Origin of the sequence: Alkalibaculum bacchi, assembly GCF_003317055.1 — a bacterium.
GTDB lineage: Bacteria > Bacillota > Clostridia > Eubacteriales > Alkalibacteraceae > Alkalibaculum > Alkalibaculum bacchi.
In genome coordinates this window covers 257660-279679 of sequence record NZ_QNRX01000002.1, presented here as the reverse complement: position 1 = coordinate 279679, position 22020 = coordinate 257660, and the positions used below count along the sequence as shown (strand labels likewise).

Below are 22020 nucleotides of genomic sequence, written 5' to 3'. Positions count from 1 at the left end.
TTAGATACTATTATAAAGATAAAAATTCGTTAGACTATGTAGATTTAATTTATCAAATATCATAACTACATTATACGAGGTGGTAAGGTGGTAAGGTGGTAAGGTGGTAAGCAGAAGCATCTTGTGTATTCCTTATGGGTCTTAAGATCCTTCGCTTCGTTTTAGGATGACCTACGTGCGCTTTGCACACGAACCCAAGCTAACTGCCTCGGTCATTCTTGAGCGCAGCGAAGAATCTTAAACAAACAGCCACCCGAGGGTGGCTGAAAATTTCGGCTTTCCGCATTCAGCTTTCTACTGCTGGTAACGAAAGTGACCAGCTAGATTAATTTTTCAATATCTCCTTCTAGCTCTTCTGGTGTAATCCATGGCTCGAATCGGGCTACTACTTCTCCTTCTTTAGATACTAAAAATTTCGTAAAGTTCCATTTGATAGATCCATCTTCTAAGAATTCTGGATAATTTTCTTTTGTTAAATCATAAAATTTCTTTTCGATGTCGTCGTTTAAATCAAAACCTTTAAATGGTTTTTGACTGATTAAGAATTTAAACAACGGGTGAGCGTTTTCTCCTCTTACATCGGTCTTTTCAAATAATGGGAAAGTAACACCAAAGTTTAGTTGGCAAAAGTTTTGTATCTCATCATTAGAAGCAGGGTCTTGATCAAAGAACTGGTTGCTTGGAAAGCCTAGTACTACAAAATGATCCCTATACTTTTCATATAACTTTTCCAATCCACTAAATTGAGGTGTGAACCCACATTTGCTGGCAGTATTCACAATAAGAATTACTTTTCCTTTGTATTCGCCTAAGGAGATTTCCTCTCCAGTTATGGCTTTTGCTTTAAAATCATGTATATTCATTTTTCTCATCCTTTCGTTGCAGTATAAATATATTGTACCCAAGAAATTGTGAGAAAAACATTACTATTTAAATTCAATACTTGTATCATTTCGTACAATTTGTATGTAACTCATTCCTGGCTTAAATGCAATTTCTTCACCATTTTCATCATAATACCTTGTCAGGGAATTTACGCCTTCGCGTTTCCAAGTACCAGTACGCATTGTGCCTTCTGTAAAATACTGAGATTTTCCACTTCCTACAAGATCAATATTAGTATAAACTGTTTCATCAACTTTATAGTGATCGGCATGTTGAATAACGATATTCTTAACGGATAATTGCTCATTATTTTCTTTGTCCATCATAGGCTCTCCGTTAATAAATCTTTCATATTCAGATGTGTCATTATTATAAATGTATTTTATATTGTTACTTGAATTGTACGAAAAGGTAATCTCATTTGCTACGTCACCTGTAATTTCAGCCATTTTGTCAAAGCAGATGCTACGTTGTACTGGATTGTAATTATATTTGTTTTTTATAGTGTCATTTAGATTGATATACGCATTGTGTGGTGCTTTTCGATCTTTTGCGCGAGTGAAAGGAGTGCTGTTTTTATGTCCATTAAGAGCTGGTTGAGTGATGTTTAACTCACTTATCAATGTATAGATATTTTGTCCTGGATCTAGTTCGGATCCTCCATAAAAGGCATAAAGATAATCCCATTCCTTCCAAAGATACATATGCTGTCTTCGTGCACTTCGTACAGGTCCAACCTTTTCAGGGTATTCACTTAAGAAGAAAGAAGTAAGTCTAGTAATCTTGCTCTCAACTTCCATCTCATAGATAAGATCTGCCTGTGTAATTCCACTATGAGGTCTAGCTTCTGGTGTGTTTTCTAATTGAACCATAATACCACGTCCATCACCATCATAGGGAAGTCCTGTTAATGGGGATATACCTTCTGGGACATCTTCGTATCTAGCAGGGGCCGATGTAATAGGCTCTTTTACAGAAGGTTCAGGATCTGGCAGTGGATCAGAAGAAGTTGGCGTTTTAGAGCATGATGATGTAATGAACAATAGTACAAGAGTTAAAACAATATAGATTTTTTTCATAAGAGATCTCCTCGCTTTTAATTATTTTATATATACAATAGTATACAACACTTTTCTATTTATGGACATATCCATACATATGTCAGTTGTATCGTTGAAAGATGGAAAAACAAATAATCATGAAAACATCTAACAATAATTGGATAAAATGATATAATAAAATATATTAAGAAAACACATTTATTACAACTAAATTTTACATTAAATTTATGAGAACTAAGATAAACTAATAAAAATAATGTACAAGCATTATTTCTATTCGTTGATAATTGGCATAGAATATAATATTGCTTTTATATAAAAATATTATGGAAAGGATTGAGATGATTGAGCAAACTAGTCATAGCTTTATCGGCGACCTTAACAGGCATACTGTTATTTGGCTATAATTATCAAAATACACCCAAATATGCAGCAGAAGAAATCAGTAAGATCAACAAAGACATAATAAGCTCTGTCTACTCACTAGAAGAGGCAAGAAAAGCGAAGTACGCAAATGCTACTATATATGAATCAGAAGACAAAATTGCCCCAATAATTGAAATTGTATATCCCGAAGAATTTAAACACGGTGACACTATTGAAACAGATAAAGTAGAATTGAAATTTTCTGATAATGTGAAGGTAGTAAAGGCGAGAATGAATAATCTGACGATTCCAACAGATACCGTAAAGATTACGACTATAGGAACATATAATATTGAAATAGAGGACGAAGCCAAAAATAAGACAAGGCTGGTTTTCACTATTACTCAGGAAGCAATAAAGTCTGAGGAAGCTGAAAAAGCCGAAGAACAAAAGAAAGCTCAAGAAGAAGCAGAGCGTAAAGCAAGGGTAGCAGCAGAAAAGAAAGCCCAAGAAGCGGCAACGCGAAAAGCACAAGAGGAACAGAAAAGAGCCCAAGCCGAGGCAACACGAAAAGCCGAAGCAGAAAGGATAGCTCAAGAAGAAGCGGCACGAAAGGCTGAGGCAGAAAGAATAGCACAGGAAGAAGCAGCGAGAAAAGCTGAGGAAGAAAGGCTAGCTGAGGAAGAAGCAGCACGAAAAGCTGAGGAAGAGAAGGCGAAGCAGGAGCAAGCAGAACAAGAGAAAAATAAACAAGGAGATTCGGGACAAGCAGGAAACGATGAAGCACCAAATGATGTGAAAAACAGTGGAGCAAAACCAATAGAAGGATAACCAAAGATATTGCAAACAGAAACAATAGAATAATATATATAAAAGACCAAATCTAGGATTTGGTCTTTTATAATAGGCAGAATTTTACTGAAGATATTATAAAAGGGGGCGTATTTTACTTCTGCGATCAACTAGTTGTTAGAAGGCAAATCAATATTTAAGGGTTTGCTTGTTAATAATGGAAGAATGTTTTATAATGTATAATGTTGTCATAAGACCGAGAAAAAAGTATAATTAAGTAATAATCTTTTTTATATATAGTAAGGACAGCATGTTTTAACTAATTGAATTAAGGAGTTTTTATATGAATATATCTTTTTCACCACCTGACATAACTCAAACAGAAATAGATGAAGTAGTCGACACTTTAAAGTCAGGATGGATCACAACTGGTCCAAAAACAAAGCTGTTTGAAAAACAAATTGCAGAGTACTGCAATACGACTAAGGCTGTTTGCATGAATTCTGCAACAGCATGCATGGAGATGACACTACGTTTATTAGGCATAGGCGAAGGAGATGAAGTTATTACATCTGCTTATACGTACACGTCATCTGCTAGTGTTATTCACCATGTTGGAGCTAGGATTGTGTTAGTGGATACTGCAAAAGACTCTTTTCATTTAGATTACAATGCAGTAGAACGAGCTATTACAGATAAAACAAAAGCCATTATACCTGTAGATATTGCGGGTGTTATGTGTGATTATGACAAACTACTTGAGGTTGTCAATAGTAAAAAACATTTATTCAAACCCTCAAATGAAATACAGAGTGCTATTGGTAGAATTGCAATTGTTGCAGATGCTGCTCATTCCTTTGGTGCAAATTATAAGAACAAAATGAGTGGTGAAGTTGCTGATTTTACGTGTTTCTCATTTCATGCAGTAAAAAACCTTACTACTGCAGAAGGTGGAGCAGTAACATGGAAAGAAATAACTGGTGTTCAATCTGAAGATATATATAATGAGTTTATGCTTTTAACACTCCATGGTCAATCTAAGGATGCATTAGCTAAAACAACGCTCGGAGGGTGGGAATACGATATTGTATACCCTGCTTATAAGTGCAATATGACGGATATTATGGCATCGTTGGGATTAGGCCAGTTTAAAAGATATGATGAAATTTTAAAGAGAAGAAAAGAAATTATTAGTATTTATGATGAAGAATTTAAGGGAACTGGAATTAAGACGTTAAACCATTATGATAAAAACTATAATTCAAATGGACACTTGTATTTAGTTCAAATTGTAGGGAAAAGTGAACAAGAACGAAATAGGATTATTGAAGAAATGGCAGCCAGAGGTGTTTCAACTAATGTTCACTACAAACCGTTACCTATGCATACAGCTTATAAACAATTAGGTTTTAATATTATGGATTATCCTAATTCATATAATCAATATGTAAATGAAATTACATTGCCGTTGCATACATTGTTAAGCGATGAAGAAATTAAATATGTTATTAGTTCTTTAAAAGATGTGATTCTTAAGATTTGAAAAAATTATTATATTAAGATGAGGTAATAAAATGTATAAACTTTATTTGAAAAGATTAATGGATTTAGTTCTTTCACTTCTTGCTTTGCCAATATGGCTCTTTATACTTATTATAATAGGTCCAATCATATATTTTCAAGATAAAGGAACGATATTTTATAATGCACCTCGATTAGGCAAGGATGGAAAAGTATTCAAAATGTACAAATTCAGATCGATGAAGGTGAATGCACCTGATCTAAGAAATCAAGATGGGTCTACATTTAATGCTGAAGATGATCCAAGGCTTACTAAAATAGGCGGATTTATTAGAAAAACAAGTATTGATGAAACACCGCAACTTTTAAATATTATCAGGGGTGATATGAGTATAATTGGACCAAGACCTGATTTACCTGAGCATATAGAATTATATGAAGATGATGAGGCTAGAAAATTAGAAATCAGACCTGGGGTTACAGGTTATAATCAAGCCTACTTTAGAAATACAATTCCTTGGAAAGAACGAATAAAGAATGATATTTATTATATTGACCATTTAACATGGTGGATGGATATTAAAATATTCATGAAAACAATAGTGTCAGTATTAAAAAGAGACGATGTGTTTATAGAACAAATAACAGAAAATAAGAATGGTGAAATGACTAATGTTAAGTGAGAATTTTGAATGTATTCCACTAGAGTGGGATACTGATTATTTTAAAGTTAATTCTGCAAGAGTCAATCTTAAAGGAATTGTGAATAAAGAAGATCAAAAGGAAATTATTGATTTTTGTAAACACTACGATTTTGTAACTATTTCTAATCTTGATAATATAAAAGATAATAACCAATGGATTGGGGAAAGAACTAATGCCTTTCTTGTTGATGTAAATATTCAGTTTTTAAAAGATTTATATGGTAATAATGATATTCAAATAGATAATACATATGTAACAAATAAGTTGCCAAGAAATGAGCAAGTTATCAATATAGCGAGGAACTCATTTCGATACTCAAGGTTTTTTAATGATCCAAATCTTTTAGAAGTAAAAGCTAAAAAAATTTATATTCATTGGACTGAATGTGCTTTTGAAAGTGAGAATAAATATTTTGTATTACATAAAAAAGATAAAAATATAGCTGGCTATATTCTGTTTTCTATCAATGAAGATAACTGTGTTATTGAACTCATTGCTGTGGATGAGAAATACCAAGGCCAAAGAATTGGAAAGTCGCTGATTCGAAAAATGGAATCATTTGTAATAGATAAAGGAATTAGAAAAATAAAAGTTGGAACACAAATTGAAAATATATCAGCAGCTCAGTTTTACTCTAAAATGGGTTTTGTATATGTAAGCTGTGGAAGTATATACCATTTGTGGCCCAATCAGTAGGGAGACTACGTTATGAATATATGGATTATTAACCACTATGCAATGCCTCCTAAATATGAGATGAGAGTTAGAAATCATAAAATGGCCAAATATTTAATGAATAATGGTCACAATGTTAAAATAATTTCTGCAAGCACACTACATAACACAGATATTAATCTATTAGAAAACTCTAAATTAAAGTTTGTTGAAAAAAGTTATGAAGGATTAGAATTCGTGCATATAAAAACCTTAAAATATCAAGGGAATGGAATTAAAAGAATTATTAATCATTTGCAGTTTTCTATTAGATTTCTTTTGAATTACAAAAAGATTAGTAATAAACCAGATATAATTATTTGTGATTTAGGAGCATTGTTTGCATTATTCCCATATTTTGTTTCGAGAAATACAAAGTCCAAGTTTATATTAGAAGTGCGAGATTTATGGCCAGAATCTATTGTTGAGTTTCTTGGGTATTCAAGGAATAATCCACTGATAAAAATACTTTATTATATTGAAGAATGGATCTATATAAAATCGGATAATATAGTATTTTCTATGGCCGGGGGCAAAGATTATCTAATTAATAAAGGGTTAGATAAAAAAGTATCATTAGATAAGGTTGAACATATTACAAATGGTGTTGATCTAGAGGAATTTGAAGAAAATATGAATAAGTACGAATTCCAAAATGAAAAATATAATAATTGTGATTCTTTTAAAGTTGTTTACACAGGATCAATAAGAATAGCTAATAACATTGAATTTCTTATAGAAGTAGCAAGAGAGCTAAAAAACTTTAATTCTCCGAAAATAGATATTTTTATATTTGGAGATGGTTCTAATCGGGAAAAACTTATAAATTTATGTAATGAGCTTAACTTAGATAATATACATTTTATGGGACAAGTAGATAAGAAATATATTCCAAATATTTTATCGAAATCTGATCTTAATATTCTGCATTATAAGCAGACTAAAACATGGAAATATGGTGGGAGCCAAAACAAACTTAGTGAGTACATCGCTAGTAAAAAGCCCATACTATCTACAATTAATATGAATTATAATCCTATAATAGAATATAAATGTGGAGAAGTTATCCCAACCAATAATCCAAAAGAAGTAGCTGAGATGATAAAAAAAATCTCTTCGTTGGACAAAGATTCCTATCAAAAATATTGCGATAATGCGAAGGAAGCATGTCAAAACTTAGACTATAAGTTGTTGACAAGAAAAATGCAAGGGCTGTTTTAGTGTTACCTTTTAAGACAAACTGACATACAATGAAAGGATTTTGAGATATGAATTTACTAACAATAATTGGTGCACGACCTCAATTTATAAAAGCGGCACCTTTTTCAGAAGAGTTCAGAAAGAATAATATTGAAATTCTAGTACATACCGGTCAGCACTATGATGCTAATATGTCGGATGTTTTTTTTGAAGAACTTGGAATTCCTAAGCCAGATTATAATTTAGGAGTTGGATCTGGAAGCCACGGAAAGCAAACTGCAAAAATGTTAGAAGGAATTGAGAAAATTATTCTTAATGAGAAGCCCGATGGATTGCTTGTCTACGGTGATACAAATTCAACTTTGGCTGGTGCTTTAGCTGCTAGTAAACTACACATTCCTGTCTACCATGTAGAAGCAGGTCTTCGCAGTTATAATAAGTTAATGCCAGAAGAGCAAAATAGGATTTTGACAGATCATATTTCTAATATTTTATTTTGTCCGACTCAAACTGCTGTTAATAATCTAAGTAAAGAGGGGATTACATCAGGAGTAATAAATTCCGGTGATATTATGTTTGATGCTGTGCTAAGAAACATTAATATCTCAAATGAAAAATATGCGAATGGTGCATGGTTTGATGAACTAATAAGAGATAATGGGACTTTACCGAAATTGAACGATAAAGAGTATTACTTGGCTACAATTCACAGAGCAGAAAATACTGATAATCCAGAAAAATTATTTAGCATTTTTAAAGCATTTAGTGAACTTGACAAGCCAGTGCTGATACCTCTCCATCCTAGAACGAAAAAGTTGATTAAAGATTTAAATATAAATTTTAAGAACATTGTTATTATAAAGCCTGTTGGTTATTTATTAATGTTGTATTTAACTTCAAATGCTTATATGGTTGTAACAGATTCGGGTGGATTACAAAAGGAAGCATATTTTCTTAAAACGCCATGTACTACATTAAGAGATCAGACAGAATGGGTTGAGACGCTGGCTGACGAGTGGAATGTATTAAGTCATATTGATATTGAAGAGATAAAGATAAAAGCTCAACGTGAATTAGCTTGTTTGCAGCAATCACAACCGAATTCTTTTGGTGATGGGAATGCTACTGCGAAAATATGTGAAGCAATAATTAATGGAGGTCAGCAAAATGAATAGTATTAAAGAAAAGTTATTAAGCAAAACAGCTACACTCGGTGTAGTAGGTTTAGGGTATGTAGGGCTTCCATTAGCAGTTGAAAAAGCAAAAGCTGGATTTAAGACTATAGGATTTGATGTGCAAGAAGCTAAAGTAGAGATGGTTAACCTTGGTAAGAATTATATAGGAGATGTTGTAAATGAAGACCTTGAAGAAATCGTGAAATCAGGCCTTTTATCTGCTACAACAGACTTTTCTCAAGTGGCATCAGCAGATTGCGTAGCTATATGCGTACCAACCCCTCTTGATTTACACCAACAACCAGATATTAGTTATGTTAAATCATCGGCTGAAAGTATAGTGCCTTATATGCATGAAGATATGCTTATTGTGCTTGAATCTACAACGTATCCAGGAACAACAGAAGAACTTTTAAAACCAATTCTTGAAAAGTCTGGCCTAAAGTGTGGACAAGACTTTTATCTGGCATTTTCCCCTGAAAGAGTAGACCCTGGAAATTTAATCTATAAAACGAAAAATACACCTAAGGTAGTAGGTGGGATTACCCCTAAATGTACCGATGTTGCTGCAGCATTATATGAAGCAATTTTGGAAGCTCCTATTCATAGAGTATCATCACCTGCAATAGCAGAGATGGAAAAAATACTAGAAAATACTTATAGAAATGTAAATATCGGTTTAGTTAATGAACTAGCTATTCTTTGCAACAAAATGGGTATCAATTTTTGGGAAGTTGTAGATGCAGCGAAATCTAAGCCTTATGGTTTTCAGGCTTTTTACCCAGGGCCAGGTCTTGGTGGACATTGTATTCCACTTGATCCATATTACCTATCTTGGAAAGCTAGAGAATATGGTTTTCATACTTCAATGATTGAATCATCAATGATGGTAAATGATCGTATGCCTGAATACTGTGCAGAAAGATCCAGTAAAATTCTAAATAGATTTAACAAGGCAATGAATGGTTCAAAGATTCTTGTTTTGGGTGTAGCTTATAAGCAAGATATTGATGATTATAGAGAAAGCCCTGCTATAAGAGTTATAAAAGAACTAGAAAAAGAAGGCGCAGAAGTTATATATTTCGATCCGTTTGTAACTGAGTATAAGGAGCATGGAGAAGTCCGAAAAGGGGAGCATGAATTAACAGTTGAACTAATTGAAAGTGCAGATTTAGTCATTATAACTACAGCACACTCAACTGTCGATTATGAATTTGTACAAAAGTATGCCAAAGCAATCTTTGATACCAAAAATGCTATGAAACATATAGAATCACGAGAAAATATTGAGCTATTATAAGGGGGATATATATGAGTTTTAAATATGCAATTATTGGATGTGGAAGAATTTCTCCAAATCATATCGCTGCAGCACTTGAGAACAACCTAGAAATAGTAGCATTGTGCGATATTGAAGAGTCAAAAATGGATAATATAATTGAAAAGTTTAATCTTCCAACAGATACAAAAAAATACGTTAATTATAAAGAAATGCTTCAAGCTGAGAAGCCAGAACTAGTAGGAATTTGTACTGAAAGTGGGAAACATGGACAAATTGCCTTAGATTGTATAGAAGCTGGAGCCAATTTAATCATAGAGAAACCTATAGCACTTTCCCTTGAAGAAGCGGATTTAATTATTAAAAAGGCAAATGAAAAAAATATCAAAGTAAGTGCATGTCACCAGAATCGCTTCAACAAATCTGTTCAAAAAATCAGAGAAGCGGTTGAACAGAATCGCTTTGGTAGACTTATGCATGGTACAGCACATATTAGGTGGAATAGAGGAGAAGAATATTATAAGCAAGCACCATGGAGAGGCACTTGGGAGCAAGACGGTGGTGCGCTTATGAATCAATGTATTCATAATATTGATCTTCTGAGATGGATGATGGGTGACGAGATTACTGAAGTAGTTGGCATGACGGATAATCTTATTCATGGATTTATTGATGCTGAAGATTTAGGGATGGCTCTAGTAAAATTCACAAACGGAAGTTATGGAATTATTGAAGGTACAACAAATATCTATCCCCAAAATCTCGAAGAGACCCTTTATATCTTTGGTGAAAAAGGGACTGTAAAAGCTGGTGGTAAATCAGTAAATCTAATTGAAGAGTGGGCGTTTGCAGATAAGCTAGATGATGCAGAAGAAGTAAAAGAAAAATATCATGAGAATCCGCCAAATGTTTATGGCTTTGGTCATACTCCATTATATACAGATGTGATTGATGCAATCAAGAATGGTAGACAACCATATGTAACCGCGGTAGATGGAAGAAATGCACTTGAACTTGTGCTTGCCATCTATAAGTCGGCAGCAGAAGGTAAGAGTGTGAAATTACCACTTGAAAAATGTAGCACACTAGATTTTAAAGGAAGGTTCGATAGATGAACCATTTCGTTCATGAAAGTAGTTATATAGATGAGAATGTAACAATTGGTGAGGGGACTAAAGTATGGCACTTTTGCCATATTCATCATGGCGCACAAATAGGCGAAAATTGTTCTTTAGGACAGAATGTTAATGTATCTAACAATGTTAAGGTTGGCAATGGCGTTAAGATCCAAAACAATGTATCTATTTATGAGGGTGTCGAGCTGGAAGATTATGTATTTTGTGGTCCGTCGATGGTATTTACAAATGATTTAACACCAAGAAGTAAATATCCTAAAGGTCCAGCAGGTTATAAAAGAACATTAGTAAAGTACGGAGCATCTATTGGTGCAAATGCGACAATAGTATGCGGCAATACTATTGGTAAATGGGCAATGATCGCTTCAGGAGCAGTAGTGACAAAAGATGTGCCAGCATATGCGTTAATGGCAGGAGTACCTGCAAAGCAAATAGGATGGGTATGCGAGTGTGGAACACCTTTAAAAGAAAATTATAAATGTGATGCATGTGATAGAAAGTATATTTTAGATAGCGATGGACTGAAAGAAGTATAATTGGTAGGGAGTAATGATTGTGGAATTTAGAGACTTAAAAGCTCAATATAATAAATACAAGACTGAGATTGACTCAGCAATCCAAGAAGTCTTAAGTAATACGAATTTTATTGGTGGAAAAGAAGTAGATACTCTTGAAAGAAGACTGGCTGAATACGTTGGGGTAAAAAATTGTATTACCTGTGCCAATGGAACGGAAGCTATGACCCTTGTTATGATGGCATGGGACATCAAAGAAGGGGATGCCGTTTTTGTTCCTGACTTTACATTTTTCTCAACTGGAGAAGTCGTCTCTTTTAGGGGGGCTACACCAGTCTTTGTTGATGTAGATAAAGATACCTTTAATATTGATACAGTAAAACTTGAAGAAGCAATAAATGAAGTGCTAGAAGAAGGCAAATTAGCTCCAAAGGTTATTATTCCCGTTGACTTATTTGGACTTCCAGCAGATTATATAGAAATTGAAAGAATTGCTAAGAAGTATAATTTGAAAATCCTTGAAGATGGTGCTCAAGGTTTTGGTGGAAGTATTAATGGTAAGAAGGCTTGTGGCTTTGGGGATGCCGCAACCACATCATTCTTCCCAGCAAAACCATTAGGATGTTACGGAGATGGTGGTGCTATCTTTACGAATGATGAAAATTTAGCAAATCTCTTGAAATCATATAAAATTCATGGAAAAGGTGACAACAAATATGATAATGTAAGAATCGGAGTGAATTCAAGACTCGACTCCATTCAGGCAGCAGTGTTAAATATAAAACTTACTGCTTTTACAAATCATGAACTTGAAGATGTAAACAGAGCGTACAAGCTTTATACAGAGAGGTTAAAAGGAATTGTACAAACTCCAATTATTCCTGAAGGTTATGTATCTAGCTTTGCCCAATATACAATTAAACTTGAGAATAAAGAAATAAGAGATAATTTACAGGCTAGATTAAAAGAAAACAGTATTCCTAGCATGATTTACTATGTAAAGCCGATGCACAAACAGGAAGCATTTAGCTACTTAGAGAATAAAGATTGCGATTTTGAAATTACGAATAAGCTTTGTGAAACAGTATTATCCTTACCAATGCATCCTTATCTAAGTGAACAAGATATTATAAATATAAGTAAAGTAATTATAGATTTTTTGAATTAAAAAAGATTATATCGAAACGAGAATAAATCAAATGATAAATAAAGACGCAACCAAATTATCGAAAGTATGTCATGTAACTAGTGCACATTCTAGATATGATGTTCGAATATTTCATAAAGAATGCAAATCGTTAGCTAAAAAAGGCTTTGATGTAATCTTATTAGTTAATGATAATCTTGTAGATGAGATTATTGATGGAGTGCATATAATATCAACGCAATTTAAGCCACTAAATAGAATCCAACGTATGATAAAGTCAAAGAAATATCTAAGAAAAAAGATGATTAATATAAATGCGGACATATATCATTTTCATGATCCTGAGCTTCTTCCAGAGGCTGCATGGATGAAAAAACGTAGCAAAAAAGTAGTGTTTGATTTTCACGAAGATGTTTCACAACAGATATTATTTAAAACTTGGATACCAAAGAAGGTTCGTAAGCTTATATCTTCAACCTATAAAAAATATGAAAAAAGTAAAGCTAAAAATTTTGATGCATTAATTACTGTGACACCAAAATTTGTTGATCGACTAAAACATATTAATCCTAACACTATAATGATAACAAATTATCCTATTATAGATAAAGAAACAATGAAGACAGATATACAAAAACAAAGGGCTATATGCTTTGCAGGAGGAATTAGCGCACAATGGAATCATGAAAATATCATTAAGGCAATTGAGCCGATTGAAGATATTGAATATGTGTTAGCAGGTAGTAGTTCACCTGAGTATCTTGATAAATTAAAGAATCTAAGTGGGTGGAGTAAGGTAAGATATTTAGGTAGAATTCCTCATGAAAGAGTAAAAGACATTTATAATGAATCGATGATTGGCATGACTTTACTTGGCCATGATACTCAAGTAGGCGATGAGGGTACGCTTGGTAATACAAAAATATTTGAGTTTATGGAAGCTGGATTGCCTGTGATTTGTACTAACAATAAATTATGGAAAAAAATTGTAAAAAAGCATGAATGCGGGATAGCCATTAATCCAGATAATATAATTGAAATCACCAATGCAATAAATAATTTGCTTGATAACCAATATAGTTCAGCTCTAAAAGGTAAGAACGGCAAAAAAGCAGTTATTGAAGAATATAATTGGAATACTCAAGAAATAGAGCTACTAAATTTGTACAGCTTAATATAGATTATTCCTGAAAAATAAAATATTAACAAGGAAGGTGTATATGGAAAAGTCAATAAAATTTAATGGTAGATTGTTGTTATCTTTTATAATTGCCTCTATTATATTAGTACCTACTATTAGGTTGAAGGGTTTGCCAGGAATGCGATTAGAGCAGTTTGCTGTGGTAATTGGATTTTTTTGTTTGATAGTAAAAGTGATTACAAATAAAAGAGTAGTTTTGCATAAATCACTATTTCCAATATTAATCATTACATTTAGTTTCTTCATTATAATATCTATTATTAATGGAGCTTTAAGTGGTTATAATGTTATTATAAACGATTTTTTTGAACTTTACAAAATATTTGTATATTGTGGATTGTTTATAATAACATCTACATTAATCACAAAACAAAACGATAAAATGTTTTTCTTAAAAATTATAAACACTAGCATTTTTGTTACTAGTATTGTTTCAATAACACAATATTTTAATATATTTAGTTTAAATGAATTGTATATACCCTATATAGCGCCGACTCAATACAAAACACTAATAAATGATTATCCATGGCCTAGAGTTATTGGACTTTCAGATAATCCAAACGTATATGCAGTAATAGTACTTATTGGATGTTTAAGTAGTTTAGGATTATATTTATATAACAAACAAAAATATAATTTGCTAATTATGATAATAAATTTTATTGTTCTATTAATGACAAGATCTAGATCAGGTTTTTTGTTTTTTATTGTATCCTCTGTAGTTTTCTTTTTTTTATATTATAAAGATTTTATTTTTAACAATAAAAGAAACAAGTTAAAAAAGTTATTTATAATGTTTAGCTTATTGATTGGTTTATTAAGTATATTTATTTTAGCGTTTCTTATTCTTCCAAAAGATTTAACATGGAGGATAATGGAGATATTTGACCTTAAGAATAGCAACTCATGGCAACTTAGGTTAGCTAATTGGCAAGAAAACTTTGGGTACTTTCTACAACATCCTCTACTTGGAATAGGACCAGTAAAGTCTATAGTTTATAAGAATGCAGCAGATAATGAATGGTTATTATTATTAAAAAGATATGGCCTTATTGGCACTTTATATTTTATTAATATGTTCGCAATTCCAATAATAAAATATTGGAGAGAAATCAATAAAACAATACCAGGTAAAATATATTTATCTTTATTAGTAGGAGCAATATTTTATATGATACCAGTAGCAATATTCCATTCTTTCCAATTAATGTCTTTAATTTTGGTGATTGGTGGAATAACCTTTGCAAATCCTGAAAGCTTGTATGAACTAAAACTAAAATATAAGAGTTGATTTTTGTGCTGTATTTGTATAAGTATTAACGCTAATATGCAGACATTATTCACTAAGTGAGGTGTTCGTTATAAAAATATTGCATATGTTTAAAAATACAAATAGAACGTTTTATGAACCATACATAGAATTTATTAATGAGAATTTTGATTCTACAGATCATTACTTTATGATTGAAGAATATAATAACCAGTTGCTAAATGAATATTATGAAAATAATCTTGAATATATTAATAAATTTCAATTTATAAAAATAATTAAAGAATTATATATATCAGATAAAATAATATTACACTCACTTACGTCTCCAAGATTAATATTATTATTATTTTTTCAACCTTGGTTGCTTGAAAAATGTTATTGGGCGATATGGGGAGCAGATTTATATTATTATAACCATAGAAAAAAGAATTTTAAATCAAATATTTATGAATTTTTTAGAAAATACATTATTAAGAACATAGGTGGTTTAATAACCCACATCTATGGAGACTATGAATTAGCTAAACAGTGGTATGGTGCAAATGGAGAATATTATTATTCCTTTATGTACCCTAGCAATTTGTGTAAGGAATATGATGCACCTAGAATTAAGTCTAATGACAAATTTTATATTCAAATAGGAAATTCGGCAGATCCATTGAATAATCACAGGGAGATTATCATGAAGCTGTCAAAATATAAACATAAGAATATAGAGATAATATGTCCATTATCTTATGGTAATGATGCATATAAAGCAGAAATAGTAAAATTGGGAAAGGATATTTTTGAAAACAAATTTATTCCGCTAACAAACTTTATGCCGTTCGATAGATACCTTGATATTTTAAGCAAGATAGATGTTGCAATATTCAATCATAAAAGACAACAAGCGTTAGGTAATATTACAACATTACTAGGATTAGGTAAAAAAGTTTACATTCGAGAAGACATTACTACATGGCAATTTTGTTTAGATCATCATTTAAAAGTATTTAGTTTAAATGAAAATTTTGATGATTTATTTGAAAAAATGAATACAAGAGAAATACAAATGAATATTGAGAATGTGAAAAGACAATTTTCTGAAGAAAAGTTGATAGATGATTGGAAGAAAATCTTTAAGGATGATATAAAATGATAAATATAAAAATCAAAAAATTAGATTGGGATTCAAAATTTTGGGGTTTTAATATATATAATGCAAATAAAAGTAATAACTTAATCGATTTTGAACGAAATTTAATTAGCAAATTAGATAGTACTCCATTTATTATTCAAGCACTATCCTCAGAAAGTGATATCCAATATATTAATTGTTTAGAGGATAATGGATTTCGATTTGTAGAGAGTAAAATAAATTTAGTGCAAAAAGTTCAGCAGCAAAGTAATATTTCTGAATTAAGTATGTTTCAAGATGTGCGAGAAGAACATTTATTAGTATATAAGGATGATTTTTATGACTTATACGGAAATGTGTCTAGGTTTGCTCTTTTTGACAAAGAGAAAGTTAACGAATTCTATTATAAATGGGCTGTCAAAAGCATAAAAGGTAATTTTGATGATAATTGCATTGGATATTATCGTAATAATCTCTTAGAAGGATTTATTACTTATAAAATCGTAAATCAAAAATTAATAATTGGACTACTTGGTGTTTTTCCAAAATATCAGGGCAGAAAAATAAGTCGGTATCTCCTAAGTTATATTAATTACATAGCTTTTAAGAATGCATGTGGAGAAATTAGTGTTTCTACACAAGGGAAGAATACTAAGGCAATAAATACGTACATTAAAAATGGATTTATTATTGAGAACATTAAGCATTGGTATTATTACAAAGGAGAATTAAAATGATAGCATTTAACGTTCCACCATTTACTGGTGATGAATATAAATATATGCAAAAGGCAGTAGAAAACAATCAGAAATTGTCTGGTGATGGCCCTTTTACTAAAAAATGCAATATATGGATTGAAGAAAAATTCAATACACCAAAAGCTTTGCTTACTACATCATGTACACATGCTTTAGAAATGGCGGCAATCTTAGCAGATATAAAACCTGGAGATGAAGTTATAGCCCCCTCATTTACTTTTGTATCGACAGTAAATGCTTTTGTACTAAGAGGAGCGAAGATAGTTTTTGTTGATATTAGGCCGGATACGCTTAATATTGATGAAAATTTAATAGAAGATGCTATAACAGAGAAAACAAAAGCAATAGTACCTGTTCATTATGCAGGTGTGTCATGTGAAATGGACACGATTATGGAAATTGCGAAAAAAAATAATCTTTATGTTATTGAAGATGCTGCTCAAGGTGTAATGTCTACATATAAAGGAAAAGCTTTAGGAACTATTGGAGATTTCGGAACTTATAGTTTTCATGAGACTAAAAATTATACAATGGGTGAAGGTGGGGCAATTTTAATTCAAAACAAGGATTGTATAGAACGGGCTGAAATCATTCGTGAAAAAGGAACTAATCGAAGTAAATTCTTTAGAGGACAAGTTGATAAGTATTCATGGGTTGATATTGGTAGCTCTTATCTACCGAGTGAATTGAATGCTGCATACCTTTTTGCTCAACTTGAGGAGGCCGAAACTATTAATGAAAATCGGTTGAAAACATGGAATTTATACTATGAGGGTTTAAGTGAATTGGCAAAAACAAGAAAAGTAGAATTACCTGCTATACCAGAAGGTTGTTCACATAATGCACATATGTTCTATATTAAATGTAAGGGTCTAGAAGAAAGAACCCATTTGATTAATTATTTAAAAGACAATGAGATTAATGCAGTGTTTCATTATGTACCACTTCATAGTTCAAAAGCAGGTAATAAATATGGAAGGTTTTTTGGCATTGATAAGTATACCACTAGGGAGAGTGAACGACTGCTGAGATTACCTTTGTATTATGGTCTTGAAGCGGAGAAAACAAAATATATTATTGGAAAAATAATTTCTTTCTATAAAAGGAAGAAATAAATAGGATAGGAAATAAATTTGAGATTAATATTATATATACAAAAAAAAATAAAAAAGAGTACTTTTGGCAAGAATATTATGCTTATTACTGGTGGAACAGCCTTTGCTCAAGCGCTTGGTATAATTTTTTCTCCTATCATTACAAGAATATATCCACCTGAACAGTATGGTGTATTGACTGCTTATTCAGCAGTCCTAGGTCTTTTAGCTATATCAGCATCCTTTGATTATCAGAATGCTATACCTATAGCAGATGATGATGATATGGCAATCAACTTATTAGTTTTGTCCATGTCTTTTTTATCAATTGTGGTGTTAATAATTTTCGTATTATTAACATTATATGGTGAGCATTTTTTAAAATTAATGGATAGTGAAGTATTGTCTTCATATAAGTATCTTATTCCATTTGGCGTATTTTTTACTGGGACTTATAATATTGTTCTACAATGGGGTTTTAGAGAAAGAAATTATAAGATTATCACAAGAACTAAGATTAGTCAGAGTATAACATCGAATCTTACCAAACTAATTTTCGGTTTAATGAAGTTTGGTCCAGTGGGATTAATATTAGGTGTAATCATTGGTCAAAGTGCTGGGATAACGTCTTTAATTACTCCTGTGATTAAGAAAAAAGAGTTATTATTAGCTGTAAGTCAGCAGCGGCTTAAGCAGGTTATGAAGCGCTATAAAAATTTCCCATTATATTCTGCACCTAGCAATTATGTCTATACTGCTGGAAATAATCTTCCTGTTGTTTTGTTAGTGTCTTTCTTTGGAACATCTGCAGTAGGTCTTTTTGGTTTAGCAAATAGCATTACATCACTACCAATGAGCCTTATTGGAAATTCGGTGTCTCAGGTTTTTTATTCAGAAGCAGCTAAAATTGGCAAAGATAATCCTGATAAAATTAAGAGTATAGCTCAAAAGTTAATTAAGCAAATTGCATTAATAGCTTTGATTCCATTTGTTATACTTTTACTATTCGGTCCATGGTTATTCTCTTTTGTATTTGGTAGCGAATGGTATGATGCAGGAGTTTATTCTCAAATGCTATCATTTATGGTGTATTTTCATTTTATTATTACTCCGGTAGGTAGGATTCTTGAGATTTTTGAACGACAGAGGGAAGGACTTTTACTAAATATTACAAGGCTTATATTGATTTTTGTTGCCTTTGTGATTACGAAAACTATGAATTTGAATTCTTACCAAGCAGTAGGTCTGTATTCAATATTTAGTTCTATTACCTATGTTGCTTTATTAGTAATGGTTATGAAAATTTTAGATTCAGAAATAAAAAGAGTTAACAATCAATAATGTATTGATAAAATTTCTGGAAAAGGTGGTATTATATAATGAAAGGAATAATTTTAGCCGGAGGTAGCGGATCTAGACTCTATCCAATTACAAAAGGGATTAGCAAGCAGTTATTACCTATATACGATAAACCAATGATTTATTATCCATTATCGGTGTTGATGTTATCAAAGATAAGAGAAGTTCTTATTATTTCTAATCCTGAATATATTGATTTTTATAAAAAACTATTAGGCGATGGATCTAATCTTGGAATGAGATTTGAATATAAAACTCAAGAAAAACCTAAAGGTCTTGCAGATGCATTTATAGTTGGTGAAGAATTCATTGAAGATGATTGTGTTTGTTTAATACTTGGAGACAATGTTTTTTATGGACAAGGCTTTGTGCCTAAGCTATTGAGCGCATCTAGCCTAAATGAAGGAGCAGTTATATTTGGTTATTTTGTTCCAGATCCAAGTGAATTTGGAGTTGTAGAATTTGATGAAAGCTATAATGTAATTTCTTTAGAAGAAAAACCTAAAAGTCCCAAATCTCATTATGCTGTACCTGGTTTATATTATTATGATAATAGTGTAATTCAAAGAGCAAAAAAATTAAAACCATCATCACGAGGGGAAATTGAGATAACAGATTTGAATATGGAATATTTAAAGGATGGGGAATTAAAGATTGAACTTTTAGGACGTGGTTTTGCATGGCTTGATACTGGTAGTTATGAAGGACTGGCTAATGCTTCAAATTTTGTTCAAACAATGCAAAAGAGAACAGGTCTTTTTATAAGTTGTATAGAAGAAATTGCGTATAGAAATAAATGGATTTCCAAAGATCAACTTGTATCTCTTGGTAATGAGTTTAGCAAAACTGAATATGGAAAGTATTTATTGCAAATTGCTGAAGAGGTGATTATATAGTATGAAAACTATTTTAGTAACAGGTGGTGCTGGGTTTATTGGGAGCAATTTTATTAAAATGATGCTCGGAAAATATCCTGATTATAATATTATTAATATTGATGCCCTTACGTATGCGGGGAATCTTGAGAATCTTAAAGATATTGCTGATAATTCAAACTACACTTTTATTAAGGCGGATATCAGAGATAGGGATAAAATTGAAGATATCTTTAACAATAATGATATATCGGAAGTAGTTAATTTTGCTGCTGAATCACATGTTGATAGAAGCATCGAAGAACCAGAATTGTTCTTAACAACTAATATTATTGGTACTCAAACATTGCTTGAGGTAGCTAAGAAATATTGGAAGGTAAATCCTGAAGATAAATATTGCAAAAATTATAAAGAGAGTGTTAAGTTTGTACAAGTTTCAACTGATGAAGTTTATGGAGCATTAGGTAAGGAAGGAATGTTCGTAGAGACGATGCCCTTAATGCCTAATAGTCCCTACTCTGCATCTAAGGCTAGTGCAGACATGATTGTTAGAGCATATCATGAAACTTTTGGTATGCCTATTAATATAACGCGTTGTAGCAATAATTATGGACCCTATCAGTTCCCTGAGAAGTTAATACCTCTAATGATAAATAATTGTCTTAAAGGAAAAGACTTACCTGTCTATGGTGATGGAATGCAAATAAGAGACTGGCTTCATGTATCTGATCATTGTTGTGCTATTGATACAGTTCTACACAAGGGTGTAGATGGAGAGGTGTATAACATCGGTGGAAATAATGAAAAGGCTAATATTGAAATAGTTAAGTTTATTATTAAGACATTAGAAAAATCAGAGGAACTTATCAAATATGTTAAAGATAGGCCTGGACATGATAGAAGATATGCAATTGATAATACAAAAATTACTACTCAACTGGGTTGGTCCCCTGTTTACACTTTTGAACAAGGAATAAAAGAAACTATCAAATGGTATTTAAATAATATTGAGTGGATTGAGGATATTGTATCTGGTGATTATGTGAATTATTATGATGAGATGTATAAAGGAATTGATAAAGCTCAGTCATGAAAACACAAGTAAAGACAACAATGACAACTATTTGGCTTAAATAGTTTGTTTGTCTTTTGGTGAAAAAATGCTATTAAAGCTAATAAGTTTATAATTAGAATTCTAAGAATAAGAATGTTAGAAATATAAAGTTATCTAAAATCTTTTTTTGTTATAATTTTTGAGTTGTAATATGTTATTATTCAAAATTACATTAGTATATATGGTAGACGCGTATTCATGTAAAGGGTTAACCATTGAATAGTTCGTAATAAATAGTTCACGATGTAAGGCCTAAAGTATGTATAAATTGAATTAAGAATAAATGTGGATGAATTAAGTACAAACTGAGCATTGTATCAGTTTTTGATATAAGATTTAAGCGACAATAAATAGACCATGATTTAAGACTATAATAAAAGATGTAATGCTGTTGAATAGTAATTAATTTTGTTTTATCGTCTTTTCTTGTTGATAAAAACTTGAAGCATCATTGTATTATATGAAATTAGGATATAAAAGGGGGATAACAATGTACTTTAAACGTAAATTTAGCAAAATCGTTATTATAATATTTACTGTATGTTTATTCTTAATGACGAATAAGATAATACCAGTGTTTGCATCAAGTCAAACACCAATTATAGAAGAAACAGAAGTGACTAAAGAGCACATAATTCAATATTATGAAAAGAATTCCCCCGTAACATATCCCTACGAATATGTTGCTCAAGGTTTAGAATTAGAAAAATTTGTAGATATCGTTATA

At 31.5% G+C, this 22020-nt stretch carries 21 protein-coding genes; 19 read left to right on the top strand and 2 right to left on the bottom strand.

Translation table 11 applies throughout. The features are described from left to right. Positions 1-320 precede the first annotated feature (320 nt). On the bottom strand, positions 321-863 hold the full coding sequence (locus DES36_RS02645; RefSeq protein WP_113919664.1) for a glutathione peroxidase: 543 nt from the start codon (positions 861-863) through the stop codon (positions 321-323). Positions 864-926: 63 nt separating this feature from the next. Continuing rightward, positions 927-1964, bottom strand: a complete 1038-nt coding sequence (locus tag DES36_RS02640; protein WP_113919663.1) for a DUF3048 domain-containing protein — start codon at positions 1962-1964, stop codon at positions 927-929. A gap of 327 nt (positions 1965-2291) precedes the next feature. Here DES36_RS02640 and DES36_RS02635 point away from each other — a divergent pair, with 327 nt between their 5' ends. The 19 genes from DES36_RS02635 to DES36_RS14720 form a co-directional block, all read left to right on the top strand. After that, on the top strand, positions 2292-3143 hold the full coding sequence (locus tag DES36_RS02635) for a hypothetical protein (protein WP_113919662.1): 852 nt from the start codon (positions 2292-2294) through the stop codon (positions 3141-3143). A 304-nt stretch (positions 3144-3447) separates the two neighbouring features. Next, on the top strand, positions 3448-4647 hold the full coding sequence (locus DES36_RS02630; protein ID WP_113919661.1) for a DegT/DnrJ/EryC1/StrS family aminotransferase: 1200 nt from the start codon (positions 3448-3450) through the stop codon (positions 4645-4647). Between the two features lie 31 nt (positions 4648-4678). Beyond that, a complete protein-coding gene (locus DES36_RS02625) occupies positions 4679-5308 on the top strand; it encodes a sugar transferase (protein WP_113919660.1) in 630 nt (209 codons plus the stop codon). Beyond that, the gene (locus DES36_RS02620) at positions 5298-6026 is read left to right on the top strand and encodes a GNAT family N-acetyltransferase (RefSeq protein ID WP_113919659.1); all 729 of its coding nucleotides are present in this window, start codon (positions 5298-5300) and stop codon (positions 6024-6026) included. Before DES36_RS02625 ends, DES36_RS02620 begins: the two co-directional genes overlap by 11 nt. A gap of 12 nt (positions 6027-6038) precedes the next feature. Next, positions 6039-7265, top strand: coding sequence for a glycosyltransferase family 4 protein (locus tag DES36_RS02615; RefSeq protein WP_113919658.1), 1227 nt, complete (start codon positions 6039-6041; stop codon positions 7263-7265). Positions 7266-7312: 47 nt separating this feature from the next. Continuing rightward, positions 7313-8419 (top strand): non-hydrolyzing UDP-N-acetylglucosamine 2-epimerase, encoded by a 1107-nt coding sequence (wecB, locus tag DES36_RS02610; RefSeq protein ID WP_113919657.1) that lies wholly within the window; start codon positions 7313-7315, stop codon positions 8417-8419. Continuing rightward, positions 8412-9719, top strand: a complete 1308-nt coding sequence (locus DES36_RS02605; RefSeq protein ID WP_113919656.1) for a nucleotide sugar dehydrogenase — start codon at positions 8412-8414, stop codon at positions 9717-9719. Before wecB ends, DES36_RS02605 begins: the two co-directional genes overlap by 8 nt. 11 nt (positions 9720-9730) lie before the next feature. After that, on the top strand, positions 9731-10813 hold the full coding sequence (locus tag DES36_RS02600) for a Gfo/Idh/MocA family protein (protein WP_113919655.1): 1083 nt from the start codon (positions 9731-9733) through the stop codon (positions 10811-10813). Continuing rightward, positions 10810-11370: an acyltransferase gene (locus DES36_RS02595; RefSeq protein ID WP_113919654.1), complete on the top strand. Its 561-nt coding sequence runs from the start codon at positions 10810-10812 to the stop codon at positions 11368-11370. The genes DES36_RS02600 and DES36_RS02595 overlap by 4 nt, the downstream gene beginning before the upstream one ends. Positions 11371-11383: 13 nt before the next feature. Further along, positions 11384-12517, top strand: coding sequence for a DegT/DnrJ/EryC1/StrS family aminotransferase (locus DES36_RS02590; RefSeq protein WP_341457116.1), 1134 nt, complete (start codon positions 11384-11386; stop codon positions 12515-12517). A gap of 31 nt (positions 12518-12548) precedes the next feature. Then, the gene (locus DES36_RS02585; RefSeq protein ID WP_113919652.1) at positions 12549-13676 is read left to right on the top strand and encodes a glycosyltransferase; all 1128 of its coding nucleotides are present in this window, start codon (positions 12549-12551) and stop codon (positions 13674-13676) included. Between the two features lie 40 nt (positions 13677-13716). Beyond that, positions 13717-14991 (top strand): O-antigen ligase family protein, encoded by a 1275-nt coding sequence (locus DES36_RS02580; protein WP_113919651.1) that lies wholly within the window; start codon positions 13717-13719, stop codon positions 14989-14991. 85 nt (positions 14992-15076) lie between these two features. Continuing rightward, positions 15077-16114 (top strand): TDP-N-acetylfucosamine:lipid II N-acetylfucosaminyltransferase family protein, encoded by a 1038-nt coding sequence (locus DES36_RS02575; protein ID WP_113919650.1) that lies wholly within the window; start codon positions 15077-15079, stop codon positions 16112-16114. Then, a complete protein-coding gene (locus tag DES36_RS02570; protein WP_113919649.1) occupies positions 16111-16830 on the top strand; it encodes a GNAT family N-acetyltransferase in 720 nt (239 codons plus the stop codon). The genes DES36_RS02575 and DES36_RS02570 overlap by 4 nt, the downstream gene beginning before the upstream one ends. Next, positions 16827-17966: a dTDP-4-amino-4,6-dideoxygalactose transaminase gene (gene rffA / locus DES36_RS02565; protein ID WP_113919648.1), complete on the top strand. Its 1140-nt coding sequence runs from the start codon at positions 16827-16829 to the stop codon at positions 17964-17966. The genes DES36_RS02570 and rffA overlap by 4 nt, the downstream gene beginning before the upstream one ends. An 18-nt stretch (positions 17967-17984) precedes the next feature. Further along, positions 17985-19286: a lipopolysaccharide biosynthesis protein gene (locus DES36_RS02560; RefSeq protein ID WP_113919647.1), complete on the top strand. Its 1302-nt coding sequence runs from the start codon at positions 17985-17987 to the stop codon at positions 19284-19286. A gap of 38 nt (positions 19287-19324) precedes the next feature. After that, on the top strand, positions 19325-20200 hold the full coding sequence (gene rfbA, locus DES36_RS02555) for a glucose-1-phosphate thymidylyltransferase RfbA (RefSeq protein WP_113919646.1): 876 nt from the start codon (positions 19325-19327) through the stop codon (positions 20198-20200). A 1-nt stretch (position 20201) separates the two neighbouring features. Then, positions 20202-21272 carry a dTDP-glucose 4,6-dehydratase gene (gene rfbB / locus DES36_RS02550; protein WP_113919645.1) on the top strand — a complete coding sequence of 357 codons (1071 nt, stop codon included), beginning with the start codon at positions 20202-20204 and terminating at the stop codon, positions 21270-21272. Between the two features lie 511 nt (positions 21273-21783). Next, positions 21784-22020 (top strand): hypothetical protein (locus DES36_RS14720; RefSeq protein ID WP_170128146.1); only part of this gene is annotated, 237 nt, incomplete at its 3' end.